The sequence below is a fragment of the Pseudonocardia sp. N23 genome (assembly GCF_002583555.1).
Classification (GTDB): Bacteria; Actinomycetota; Actinomycetes; order Mycobacteriales; family Pseudonocardiaceae; genus Pseudonocardia.
This window is the reverse complement of record NZ_BEGX01000048.1, coordinates 1-13497: the sequence shown is the minus strand read 5'-3', so window position 1 is coordinate 13497 and position 13497 is coordinate 1. Positions and strand designations below refer to the sequence as shown.

Genomic DNA, 13497 nt, shown 5'->3' with positions numbered 1-13497 from the left:
ACAGCTCCCCAGCACCGACCCAGCACTCACCGCATCAACGACACGAACACGACTACTCAGCACGCCAGCAAGACCGGCAAAGCCACCGAAGCAGACTCAAGAGCTACAAGATCAAAGCCATCACACCTATGCATCACGATCCGAGGGGACGCGCCGGCCTCCGGCCGCCCGGCGCCGCAGTCACCCCGACTCAAGATCGTTTCGGGGTGGTCGACGTGCTGACCGTGTCGTCGGGCTACAGCCCCGAGTACCTGCTCAAGGAGGTCGCCACCGGGCGGGAGAACTACTACACCGGCGCGGTCACCGAGGGCGAGCCGCCCGGGCGTTGGTGGGGTCGCGGCGCCGAGCAGCTCGGCCTGACCGGGCTCGTCGAGGCCCAGGACATGCGGGCGGTGTTCGAGCGGTTCCTCGACCCCCGCGCCGACGGGTTCGGCAACCCCGACCGCTGGGACGAGGTCGGCACTCTCGGGCACACCGGCCGGAAGTTCAGCACCGAGGATGAGCTGTACAACACCGCCCTTGAACGCGAGCCGAACGCCAGCCCTGAACGACGCGCCGAGCTCCGCGTCGAGGCGGGCAAGAAGGTGCGCCAGAATGTGGCCTTCCACGACGTGACGTTCAGCGTTCAGAAGTCGGTGACCCTGCTGCACACCGCGTTCGAGGCGCAGGAGCATAAGGCCCGAACAGCCGGCGACACGGAGACCGCCGAGGCGTGGGGCCGGTTCCGGTCGGCGGTGGAGGACGCGATCTGGGCGGGCAACAACGCCGCCCTGGACTACCTGTCGGACAAGGCCGGGTACTCCCGCGTCGGGCACCACGGCGGCGCCGCTGGCCGCTACGTCGACGCGCACGACTGGATCGGCACGTCATTCTTCCAGCACGATTCTCGCGACCACGACCCGCAGTTGCACATCCACAACCCGATCCTCAACCGCGTCCAGGGCCCCGACGGGCAGTGGCGCACGCTCGACGGGCGCGCGCTCTACCGTTGGCGCGGCGCCGCGGGCGCGGTGGCCGAGCGCACGACCGAGGAGCGCCTCACCCACGCGCTCGGGATGGTGTTCGCGACCCGCCCGGACGGCAAGGCCCGCGAGGTCGTCGGCGTCTCGCCCGAGGCGATGGCGCTGATCTCCTCCCGCCGTCGCGACGTCACCGCGAAGGCCGCCGAGCTGATCGAGGGCTTCGAGACCCGGTTCGGCCGCGCGCCGAACAACTTGGAGCGCGATCGGCTCGCCCGCCAGGCCACGTTCGCGACGCGGCGGGCGAAGTCCCACGACGGCGAGACCCGCGAGCAGGTCCTCGACCGCGTCGATCGCCAGCTGCGCGCCGAGGTCGCCGACGGGCTGTCCGGCATCGCCCGGACCGCCCTCGCAGCCCGCGGCGATGGACCGCAGGTGCGGGAGTGGTCACCGCAGGCGGTGATCGAGACCGCCCTGGCCGAGGTCCAGACCCGTAAGTCCGGGTGGACCCGCTCCGACCTCATCCGGGCGATCAACGCCGCGCTGCCGGACTACCTCGGCACGGCCGACGGCCGCGACGTCGGGTCGCTGCTCGACCAGCTCGCCGACGAGGCCGTCCGCTACGCGGTCCCGCTCGACGCCACCCGCCCCGCCGAGCAGGCGCTGCCCGCCGAGCTCCGCCTCGCCGACGGCTCGTCGGCCTACCAGGCGCCCGGCGGGCAGCTCTTCGCCACACCCGAGCACGTCCGCACCGAGCGGATCCTCGTCGGCGCCACCGCCGAGGGCGGCGCACCGGTGGTGGCGCCGCCGGCGGTCGACCGGTTCCTGTCGACACTGCGAGAGTCTGGGATCGAGCTCGGCGTCGACCAGGCCGCCGCCGTGCGCGGCGTGCTCACCTCCGGTGCCCGGGTCGAGTCCCTCGTCGGGCCCGCGGGAACGGGGAAGTCGTTCGTCGTCGGAACCCTTGCCCGCGCGTGGAGCACGCACCCCGACCCGGACAGCGGCGCGGAGCGGCGGGTGTTCGGGCTGGCGACCTCGCAAATCGCCACTGAAGTCCTCAGCGGCGAAGGCCTGACCGCACGCAACGTCGCCCGCTGGCTTGCCACCCAGGACCGCCTCACCGCGCCGGAGGCCGAAGGCCGCGCGTCCGGGGACGACTCGGTGTGGCGTCTGCGCGCTGGGGACCTGGTCGTGGTCGACGAGTCCGCCATGACCGACACCGCCGCGCTGGCCGCGATCCACCGCCACGTCGACACCGCGGGCGCGAAGCTGCTGCTGGTCGGTGACCACCGCCAGCTCGCCGCCGTTGGTGCCGGCGGCGGGATGGACCTGCTCGCCACTTCCGGTGCCCGCTACGAGCTCGCCGACGCCCGCCGCTTCCGCGACCCTTGGGAACGCGCCGCATCTCTGCGGCTGCGGGCCGGGGACGAGTCCGTGCTGCGCGAGTACCACCAGCACGGCCGCCTCCTCGACGCCGGCACGACCGACGAGGCCGAGCAGTCGGCGACCCGAGCCTGGCTCGGCGACACCCTCGCCGGGAAGCGGTCGCTGCTGCTGGTCGACAGCAACGACCAGGCCGCCCGCCTGTCGGCCACCCTGCGCGCCGAGCTGGTCCGCCTTGGCCGCGTCGAGAGCAACGGTGTCCCGCTCGGGCTGCAGGGCACCTACGCCGGCGTCGGGGACCTCGTCGAGGCCCGCGCCAACGCCTGGGACCTCGCCGGCGTTGACGGCAATCGCCGCGGCCCGATCAACCGTGAGACCTACCGCGTCACCGCCACCCGCCCCGATGGCTCGCTCGAGGTCACCCCTGACCTCGACACCGCCCCCACCATCGACTCTGAGCGGATCGTACTGCCCGCCGGCTACGTGCGGGAGAACCTCGCGCTGGCCTACGCCTCGACCGTGCACTCCGCGCAGGGCACCACCGTCGACACCAGCCACACCGTCGTTACACCGCGAACTAGCCGGTCCGCGCTCTACGTCGGCATGTCCCGCGGCCGCGACGACAACACCGCCCACATCACCACCCGCACCGGCCCCGACGATGCCGCGGACGGCACCGACGCCCACCAGGTCCGCCGTGACCCCGTCGCCGCCCTCGCCGCCGTGCTCAACGACACCGACCAGACTGCCACTCGCTCCGCGCTGGCCACCGCCACCGAGTCTGCTGACGAGAACGCCTCGGTCCGAACCCCGGCCGAGCTCCTGGCCGACGCCGCCACCCTCGCCGCTACCCAGCGCACCGCGACCTGGCTCGACGAGCTCACCGCTGACGGCACCCTCGCCTTCCGCGACCGAGCCCGCGTCGCCGCCGAGGACGGCGCCGCCTCGCTGACCCGCGTTCTGCGCTCCGCGGAGATCGCCGGGCACGACGCCCGTCAGGTCCTGCGCGACGCCATCGCCGACCGTCCCCTCGGCGGAGTACGGAACGCCACCAACGTGATCTACCACCGCATCACCGAGGCCCACCGCTTCGACCCCGCCGGCGACACCTGGGCCGACTGGACCCCGAATATCCCCGACCCCGGCTGGCAGCACTACCTCAACGAGCTCGCTACGGCGGCGGACCGCCGAGCCGCCCAGCTCGGCGCCCAGGCCGCCGAGACCGCACCCGCGTGGGCAGTCGCCGCGTTCGGCGAGGCACCTGACGACCCGACCACTCGCGACCGCTGGATCGGCGACGTCGGTCGCGTCGCCGCCTACCGCGAGCTCCGCGGCCACGACAGCGACGACGACGCCCTCGGCCCCGCCCCCAAGCCCGGCCAGGTCGAGCAGTTCGCCGCCTACCGCGCCGCCTGGCGCTCCCTCGGCCGCCCGGAGATCGACCGTGAGGAGCTGGAGCTCTCCGACGGTCAGCTCCGCGTCCGCATCCGCGCCGCCGAACGCGAGGCCGCCTGGGCGCCGCGTTACGTCGGCAACGAGCTGGCCGGCACCCGCCACGCCTTGGCCACCCACCGCCAGACCGCGGCCGTCCGAGCCGCCGAGGCTGAGTCGGCATCCACCGAGGCGCGACTCGATCTTCAGGGCCAAGCAGCAGAAGCCGCGGCCCTCGCGGAGGTCCTGGACGAGCGCTCCGAGCAGCTCGCCCAGCTCGACGACGCCCGCTCCCGCTGGCTCGCCCACACTGCCGCGACCCGGGCCGCAGCCGACCGGGCGCGGGCCGAACTCGCATTACGCCGTGCGGGCGCCGAGCCCGAACAGCAGGTTACTGCCGACGATTGGCTCGCTGCGCACCGAGAGGCCGACGCCGTGGAGGACTCGCACCGCGAGATTACCGAGGACTACCAGCTGCTCGACCGGCAGGACGACCGCTTCGACGAGCCCGCACCTCCAGGCTGGGACGACGTCCGCGAGGAGTCCACCCGCGAGCACCAGCTTGAGGAAGACGCCGTCCGCGTTCCCTCAGCCGAAGAGATCATCACCTCACTAGACCGCGCCCACCGCGCCCTCGCCGAGATCAACACAAGAGACGCCTACGACGCAGGCCGTACAGCGGAGGAACGAGCGGCCGACCTCAACCGCTGGAGCGCTGACGACTCCGCGGCAGAGGAGGAGCTAACCCTCGTTGACGAGGGCTGACTCACCGGTGCCCAAGGCCGGACAGCCGTAGGCACTGGTGGCGTTTAGTTCACCGGCCGCAGGTCCGGCACAGGTCCGCTCCGCCGCCAGGCCCACCGAAGCGTCGCCAGAACGGCCTCCACATACCCAGTGCGGTCGCCGTAGAGCCGTTCCCGCGGTGGGCGGACCTCCATCGCGACAGCTGCCAGGTACTCGGCCTCGATTACCTCCTCGAACGCTGGCCGCTCGTGGCGCGTGATCGGCGCGATCGGCATCTGCCGCTGCCCGTCGTGGGACACAACCACAGCCCCCGCAAGCCACCGACAAGTCATCGCTACGCCGCCGGAGACCCAATCCGTGTAGCCCGACGCGGCGAGCTCGCTCGCCTGCACCTCCGCGGTGTCCCAGAGCGCAGCGAACTCCGACCGCGGCACCCGCAGGTTTCCCGGCCTGATCTTCTCGATCTCGCGCTCGTCGAAGCGCACCAAGCCAGAGTCGCAGACGGCACCGACGATCCGGGACGGCCGAGCTGCGTAAGGGGAGCTCGGCGGCGTCCTATCAGCGGCCTTGTCCGCCGAGGCGATCGACGATCTTCATCGTTTCCACGGCCACAGTCGTGACCCGCTGAATTAGATTCACGATGTACTGAGGGTCGTCGTGTTCATCGCACCATTCATTGGGGTCGTTGACGATCCCGGACGCGTTGTCGACCTTGCGCTGGTAGCGGTCGATTATCCAGCCCAGGGCGCTCCGAGAGCCGAGTTGGTAACGCTCGGCATCCTCGGGGATGCCTGCGATAGTGACCTTCGGATTATAGACGATCGTCGTATGATTACCTTTAACCTTCCATTTCATCTTGGCTACACGCCAGGTTTCCCGGTCGTCCGGGTCAGTGCCAGGCCTGACCTGCACGTCCAGTGGATACGGCTCGACCGATTCGTAGTTGATGTGTAGGTCAGCGAGGGCGCGGCCAGCGGCAGCGAGCTGCTCGAGCCGTTCTCGGCTGGACGGTGTAGGGATCCGTGGGAGCATCTTGCGGAGGTCGGCGATGTAGGCCTGGCGGTAGTCGGAGTCGTGCAGCAGGCCGTACACGTAGTAGAAGACATCGTCCTTGGTGACCGGGGCGCCCACTGCCTCCTTATAGCTGTCGACGATGGCGTCGGTGATGTTGTCGACCTGGCAGTAGCCATGCTCATCCGCGGCCCCCGCGTCCGATCTGAAGTCGAACCCGCCGTCGTCAGGGCGAGCCTTTTCGTAGGTCCAGCGAGGAAAGAACTGCACGGAGTTGGTGAAGAACGAGAGATCTGGTAGCGAGGTAGTAGCGAGGACGGCGAACTCGGCTGATTCACGAGGCGCCATGACAATAATTCCCAAATTCTTGTGGCGCGGTGTCGGGAACATCCAGGGGAGCTGCGATCGCTCGTGGTTTAGGTGCCGATCATAGTATCCGTTGAGGCGCTGGAATGGTCGATATGTACCCGTGAAGACCTTTTCGCCCTCGTAGTCGAGATGTATCCCCCGTGCAAGGTGAGTACGTAGGCTACGGGACCACTTGACGTGATCCTCACTGGCCGATTCAGGGTTCTCGGAAAGGTAGTCGGAGACTGTCTTGTCATTTGCGCGACTAATGTGGCGTGACCTTGCGAAGGCTGCGAATGGCGCGAGCTCGCCGTTATAGTTTTCAATTAGTCGCCGGATATTGGAAGCTGCGCGTTCCCGCGAGAAGTTGTAGACCCAACTGTCCCTGTTGGTCTGGAGGCCGGCGGAGATGGTTGAGAACACTCGGAGGCCGCCTGCCTTGGCGCCGAGGGCTGGCCACGTCAGGAACTCGTCGTTGCGCTGACTGATCCAGTCCCCGTGCTCGTTGGGCGTGATCGTCTGCCAAGTAGTTGTGGTGAGCGTGCTTTCGGCGACGATGCGGAGCTTGTCCTCGCGGTCGAGGTAGTCGCCGATGTCGCGGTAGTGAAGCTGGCAGGGTCCAGCGTGCCTCGGGTCCTTGACTCCGATGAAAATCGCAACAGTGTTGCGGCTACCAGAGCCGAAGATCTTTCCGCCCTCCTTACGGGAGAGCTCGCCTGCCGTGCGTTGATTGCCGCGCAGGTTATAGACGTAGATGCGGCTGTATTCCTCGCTAAGGGACAGGCGGATACCGTCAGCAGTGTTGCCGTCGATCCAGCCCCCATTGGAGACGAACCCCACGACGCCCTTGTCACCGATGCGATCAGTGGCCCACCGGAACGCACGTATATATGAATCATAGAGACTGTTCTTGTTTGTCCCAGTGGACCGCTCCGCGTAGGTGGCGGCGATTCGCCCATCGAGCGTGGGGTAGGCAACATTGGCGTTGAGATCGTTGGCGGAAGTCTGCCCCTTCGAGTAGGGCGGATTGCCGACGATGACATTGATCGGGGTGGCGAGCTCGCGGACGATGCGATCGTTGTTCTGGGGGAACATGATCGAATCTAAACTGTCTTTGTCTTCGGTGATCTGGAAGGTGTCAGCGAGCACGATTCCCTGGAACGGCGCGTACTGCCCCTTAGTGATCGCGTGGTATGTGGTTTCGATGTTCACTGCGGCGATGTAGTAGGCGAGTAGCATGATCTCGTTGGCGAACAGCTCGTTGGCATACTTCCGGGCGAGATCATCGGGGTGAATGAGACCAGACTGTAGGAGCCGTGTGATGAATGTGCCGGTTCCAGTGAAGGGGTCGAGCAGGTAGACGCCTTCGTCGGTGAGGCCGCGGCCGAACGTATCCTGGGATGCCTGGTCGGCGGCGCGGAGGATGAAGTCGACGATCTCGGTGGGGGTGTAGACGATGCCGAGTGCGTCGGCCTGTTTAGCGAAGCCGATCTTGAAGAATTTCTCGTACAGGTCGGCGATCACCTGCTGCTTACCCTCTGGGGTGTTCACTTCGGACGCACGGACTCGGACGGAGGCGTAGAAGCTTTCCAGGTGTGCGGTTTCGGCTCCGAGGCCGGCGTCGCCAAGGCTGGAGAGCATCGCCTCCATGACTTGAGAGACGGGGTTATGGGCGGCGAACTCGTGGCCGGCGAACAGGGCGTCGAAGACAGGCTTGGTGATCAGGTGCTGTGCGAGCATGCTGATCGCGTCTGTTGCGGTGATGGAGTCGTTGAGGTTGTCTCGCAGGCCCTGCAGGAACTGTTCGAACCCGCTGGCGACGCTCTGGTCGGCGCCGTCGAGCAGCGCGGTGATGCGGGTGACGAGGGCCGACGCGATGTCGGCGACGTCGCGGGCCCAGTCCTCCCAGTAGGTGCGGCTGCCGACCTTGTCGACGATTCGAGCGAAGATGGCCTCCTGCCATTCCGACAGTGAGAACAGTGCCATTTGTGTGGCGAGCCCCGCCCCAGAGCCGTCTGGCGTCGGGTCCGTGCCGGGCGTGTCGTCGCCGGCGAAGGTCTCGGTGCTATCGCTGGTGGCGCCGATGTGGCCGCCCAGGATGGCGTCGCTGCCTTGGCCCTTCTCGGCGCCGGGTTGGGTGGTGTTGAGCGCGATGGAGTTGACCATGGCGTTGAAGCGGTCGTCGTGGGCGCGCAGAGCGTTGAGAACCTGCCAAACGACCTTGAATCGCCGGTTGTCGGACAGCGCCTGGGACGGTGAGACGCCGGCAGGCACGGCAACGGGCAGAATGATGTAGCCGTAGTCCTTGCCCGGCGCTTTGCGCATGACGCGGCCGACGGACTGGACCACATCCACGACGCTGGAGCGTGGGTGCAAAAACAGGACCGCGTCGAGGGCGGGGACGTCGACGCCTTCGGACAGACAGCGGGCGTTGGTCAGGATCCGGCATTCGCCCTCGGGGACAAACGCTTTGAGCCAGCGCAGCTTCTCATTGCGCTGCAGGGCGTTGAAGGTGCCGTCGACGTGCTCGACCGCGCAGGACAGATCGACGTTGCTCGGGTTGACCTCGTTGCCGTCGTTCTCGGAGTCGGCGAGCAGGTTGCGGTAGGCGTCGACGACGCGAGGGAACAGCTCGGCAACCTTCTTCGACGAGGCGATGTCCTGGGCGAACGCGACCGCGCGGCGCATCGGCGGTGCCCCGGGTGGGAAGCCACTTCCGTCGGGGGCACGACCCGCGCGTTTGGCCAGGCCGTTCCAGCAGCCGACGATCTTGGTGGCGTCGTCGAGGCGCAGCTCTCCACCGCGGCCGGCGAACTGGGCCTGCAGCGGCGCTGCGACGAGTTCTTCGTCGACGGTGAGGACGAGGACCTTGTAGTCGGTGAGTAGCCCGCGGTCGACTGCCTCACCGAAGGACAGCCGGTGAAACTCCGGGCCGTACTTCGTCTCATCCTCCATGGAGGTGAGCTCGGCAGAGACCTCGTCGGCTTTGGCCTTGATGTTCTCGTCGAAGATCCGCGGGGTGGCGGTCATGTAGAGCCGCCGCGCCGCCCGCAGGTATTCGCCGTCATGGACGCGGACGAAGTTCGACTCGTCCTTGCCTTCCAGGGTGACGCCGGTGGTGCGGTGGGCTTCGTCGCAGATGACTAGGTCGAACGGGTCCACGCCCAGCTGCTGGGCGCCGGCGACGACAGGCAGGGACTGGTAGGTCGTGAACACCACTGTGAGGCCCTTGGCGCGTCTGCGGTGCGCCATCTCCTCGGCAAGCCGGTCGGGTGAGGTGGTGACGGGGATGGCCACGTCGTGGACGTTGATGTCCTCGGCGGCGCGGGAGACCTTCGCGTCGGAGCAGACCGCGAACGCGCGCAACGGCAGGTGGGTCTGGGCCGTCCACTCCCGCAGGGTCTGCGACAGCAGCGAGATCGACGGGACCGCGAACAGGACCCGCGCCGAGCCGCCGTTCTCCACCGCAGCGCGCTCGGCGATCTTCAGCGCGGTGAAGGTCTTCCCCGTGCCGCACGCCATGATCAGCTTGCCGCGGTCGTGCCCGGCGGCGAAGCCCGTGAACACCTTCTCGATGGCCTGCCGCTGGTGCTCGCGGGGCTCGTGGCGCTCGGCCTCGGCGAGCTCGATGTGCAGGCCCTCCGCGGGCCAGGCGATGTCCCAGCTGATGGGGGAGTCGGCGATCTCGGCGAGCCCGATGCGCTGCACCGGGAGGCTCTGGTCCTCGAGGGCGTCCTCAGCGTTCTTCCCCCACTTGTCGGTGGTGGAGATGATGATGCGATTGGTGAAGGGCTTCTTCCCAGACGCGGTGAAGAACGAGTCGATGTCGCTCTTGGCCAGCGTCGTGGTGGGCTCGTAGAACTTGCACTGGATAGCGGTGTACTCGCCTGTGTCGGCGGCGCGGGCGACAAGGTCGATCCCGGTATCGGCCTTGCCGTCTCGGCCGGGCCAATCGATCCAGCGCGACACCTCGTCGTACTGCTGGGACAGTAGCGGGTCGAGCTGGAAGTAGCGGACCATCAGTTGCTCGAACTTCGTGCCACGCTCTGAGTTTGTCGGCTCCTTCCGCAGCGCCTCGATCACCTCGTGGATCGACCCCATGCTCGCGTTTGCCCCCTTCCAGCCTGAGGCCCCTTTGGGCCCGGCCCATTCGGGAGCCTACGGTCGAGCTTTATAGGCGACTGATCGTGGTAGCAGAGCACTCAGGACATCCCGTGGCTGTTGGCTCGCCCTCATCAAGGCCTGGGGACCACAGCCACAGATGGTGGGGCGGCGTCGCCGCGCTGTCGGCTGGAAGGCGTCGAACCGACGCTGCGGGCGTGCCCCTCCCAGGTCAAGGGCGCCTTCGGCGTCGCTACGCGACAGCACTGCGCGCTGCCCTGGACCTGCGAGCCTCTGCACGCCCTGGGACACGCCCCAAGGGGCAGGCGCACCACAGCCTGCCCCGCTCGGGCCGGTCCGACGCCGGGACTCGGGAAGGGCCCACGATCGGTCGATGGCGGCAGCTGGGCTTGCGTTCAGCTTTATTACGGCGATCAGGTGCTGCGCTCCGCATCGAATCCGGCGACGGATAGCGTCGCCCTTGAGCGCGAGCCTCGGAGGGCCGTGCTGGGGCGCCTTAACGGCGGCAGGGGACAGCACCCCGCTACCCAATGGGACGGGCCAACAGGCCCAAGCGCAATAGGAAGCCACCATGACCAGACCGAGCACGCCCGGCAGACAGGCTCCGACGGTACGACTACGGCGGAGCGGCCGGACGGGCACGCGCAGGTGGTGGAATTCTCCATCCGCATCGCGGGAAGGGTGCCGACCCGGGTGGACCTGGAGCACGCAGGCACTCCGGAGTACCAGCTCGGGCTCCCGCTGGGGACGGTACTGGTCTACCTGAGCAGCCACGCCGCCCAGATCATCGCCGGGGTCTGGGCGTCCGCCGCCCCGGTGGCCGCCTCGCTCGTTCCCCAGCTGCCGGCTCGGCGCTGCGGGTTGGTGCTGAGCAGCTGGCCGTAGTCGGTCCCTGCGATGGTCCGGATGAACGGGACGCGGACGTCACCGATGGGCTGATCGCGGGCCTCCCGGGTCGGAGGTCCCGGCGATGCTGGGCCTGTGGATCGGGCCGGTCAGGTGGGACCTCTGCGGCGCCGCCGCGTACACCATGACACTCGTCGCGCGTAGGTGAAGGCGGCCGCGTTGCTTCCGGCTGTGGATGAGATCGAGCGTTCCAGATCGCTGTGATGGTTCGGCCCGGCCCGCCGAGGCCGCCTGAGGCCGAGCCGGTCACGGTGCCAGCATGCGATGGAAGGCAGGACCCGGCAGCGAGAACGTCGACCGGACCACAGCTGTAGACACCGAACCCTGGGCGGTGCCGCTCCAAACGGAACGCCGTGAGCTCGAAGTGTTGGTCGCGCATGAGGGCGTGCGCCAGGAGTACCGGCTCGATCCCGCCAGCGTTCCGGTGATCGTGTGATCGGGGCACGACCGCAACGACGAGGTGCAGGCGCGCAGCTCGATGACCTGCCCGTCGGCTGGCCGGGCGAGATCAGCGGGCAGGGGCATGGGTAGCAGTTGCGGTGGGGCCGGTCGACTCGCCGGCCAGGGCAGAGCTGACGGCGTCGGCACGGATGCTGCATTCCCCCGCCCGGCACCAGGGTCCAAATCGGCCTAGGCGGCAAGCGCGGACGAGAGAATGTCGCGTTCGCGGTTGCGGGCCATCCTTGCTCCCACAGATCCGCGTTCGGTCCAGTGAAAGGGGTCTTGCGACCGTGGGTCGGCAGGAGTGCCAGTAGCCGCCGTCGAAGAACACGGCGGTGCAGCAGCGGGGCATGACAATGTGGGGGGCTGCCCTTGGCGATTCGCCGGGCAGGCTGAACCGCGCACCGGCGGCGTGGAGCGCCCCTGCGCAGGGCCGCCCATCGTTCGTGTCGAGCAAGGTTGGACTTCGGGTCTGAAGCTTCGGGAGTGGCATGCGGATGTGGGCGCATGATCCGGTGTCCAACCGAGACCACAATCATCTACTGCCCCTGGCGTACTGTTAGTTGGCAGCCTTTCGCTCACCTCGCTAGGGCTGCCATTTGTGGAGGAGGGACAGTTGAAGGGAAGGCCAAGACTCAGCTCGACCCCGTTAGGAGAGCGCTGGTTAAGCAATTTTTCAGCAGGCGATGTTATGACGGCCGCCATGCTGCTGGACAGCGTACGTGTTGTCTCATACTCCGAACTGCGAAATGGGGTGGCTGCTGCTCTAGTCGATGAACTTTACTCGCGGGATGGCGAACGAGCCGCGCTGTACCCAGTCCGGACGCCTCGCTGGGTATCAGACCCTGAGCAATATTCGAATAGCTACGTGGTGCCCGAGCCCGACGTTGATCGTCCATTGGGGGGCGGAGAGGGCAGCGAGCTTGTTATCAATGAGATACTCAGGGACATTCGAACCGACTTGGTGGACCGCGGATTACCGGTATCGAACTATTCTTCACTTCAGTATCTGCGGGATCGCAGGTGTCGGCATATTTGGCTCGTCGACGACTATGCGGCGACCGGCGACTCGGCACTTGCTTGCATATACGCCTGGCGTGCGAACAAAACAATTCGAAGCTGGGCCTCACTCAAGCTGGTATCTCTCAACTATCTGGCTTTTGCCATCACTCCATATGCAAGGCTTAATATCGAGGGCGCTCTGGGTAGAATGCAAGGTCGGATCGTCTCGGTCGAGCCAGGTCTAAGCTTTGCCACAGTAGGCTGGCTCCCCGATCAACTCAGCGCCGTAGAGGACATATGCAAGCGCTACGCGCATAAATCGGGTGACGCCTTTGGATGGAAGGGAAGCGCGGGCCTCATGTTGTTCTCTCATGCTTCGCCTCCCAACAACTTGCCCGCGATCTTGACTCAATCACGAGGTCCGAACGGGCGGCCGTGGATCCCTTTGGTGCAGCGTCGCCGCGACGCCGTACGCGATATTGATTTGAATGATCGGTATCTTCCGACATTTGATCCGAGGCACAGCGCAGAGTCGTTGAAAGAAGTACGTCTGGCAAGAGCACTAACTCATCAGGTTCATGCAGAGCGGACTCGAATCGTGTTGGTCTTGGCAGCGGTAGCGAGGAGGCAGGCTAGCGCTGATCAGCTCGCAAGTCTGCTGAGGATCCCGGTGCATCGTGCCGAGCACCTACTTACCAGGACGAGATTGATGGGCTTGGTGGCTGAGCAAGGTCTGCGCTTGACCGACGAGGGCTGGCACGAGCTCCGTCGGGTTCGGAGGCAGGGCGACACGCCTGCCGGTCGCGCCTGGGATGGCTGGGATGCTGACCCGATCTACTACCCTGAGTCGCTGAGGAGGGGCGATGATGTCTAGTGCGCCCGAGTCGTTGACTCGGGAACGGGTGACGATGCGAATTGTCACAATGCAGAGGTCGTCGACCGCTGCGCCGTGCAAGCGGACGCCAACGGCTGCACTACTGGGTCGTCCTTTCCGCGTCGAGGCCTCCGCCGGACGACCCAGTCGTCCTGCCGGACGAGGCCTTCAACGGTAGATGATCAGCGCCTCTCCTCACCAATATGTTCATTACGGTCTTCTGGCTCTTCCCAGATGAGGGTGTAGTTGGCGGTCTGGTGGCGCGCGGGGTGGTCG

At 67.0% G+C, this 13497-nt stretch carries 5 protein-coding genes; 3 read left to right on the top strand and 2 right to left on the bottom strand.

Annotated features, from left to right (window positions below; genetic code table 11):
- Window positions 1–206: 206 nt before the first annotated feature.
- Entirely contained in the window at window positions 207–4538 is a 4332-nt protein-coding gene (gene mobF / locus TOK_RS12915; RefSeq protein ID WP_098958101.1) for a MobF family relaxase, read from the top strand.
- 44 nt (window positions 4539–4582) lie between these two features.
- Here mobF and TOK_RS12910 read toward each other — a convergent pair whose 3' ends face one another.
- Both TOK_RS12910 and TOK_RS12905 read right to left on the bottom strand, forming a co-directional pair.
- Window positions 4583–5002: a hypothetical protein gene (locus TOK_RS12910; RefSeq protein WP_098958100.1), complete on the bottom strand. Its 420-nt coding sequence runs from the start codon at window positions 5000–5002 to the stop codon at window positions 4583–4585.
- A 73-nt stretch (window positions 5003–5075) separates the two neighbouring features.
- Window positions 5076–9977, bottom strand: a complete 4902-nt coding sequence (locus TOK_RS12905) for a DEAD/DEAH box helicase (RefSeq protein ID WP_098958099.1) — start codon at window positions 9975–9977, stop codon at window positions 5076–5078.
- 714 nt (window positions 9978–10691) lie between these two features.
- On the opposite strand from TOK_RS12905, the gene TOK_RS12900 reads away from it, so the two are divergent.
- Window positions 10692–10883 (top strand): hypothetical protein, encoded by a 192-nt coding sequence (locus TOK_RS12900; protein WP_141566375.1) that lies wholly within the window; start codon window positions 10692–10694, stop codon window positions 10881–10883.
- Window positions 10884–11163: 280 nt separating this feature from the next.
- Window positions 11164–11340: a hypothetical protein gene (locus TOK_RS32590; RefSeq protein ID WP_172457552.1), complete on the top strand. Its 177-nt coding sequence runs from the start codon at window positions 11164–11166 to the stop codon at window positions 11338–11340.
- Window positions 11341–13497: the final 2157 nt, after the last annotated feature.

What these genes read in the sequence shown, in the direction of transcription:
- TOK_RS12905 (WP_098958099.1), bottom strand. Translation starts at nt 9,977, where the DNA reads ATGGGGTCGATCCACGAGGTGATCGAGGCGCTGCGGAAGGAGCCGACA.
- TOK_RS32590 (WP_172457552.1), top strand. Translation starts at nt 11,164, where the DNA reads ATGCGATGGAAGGCAGGACCCGGCAGCGAGAACGTCGACCGGACCACA.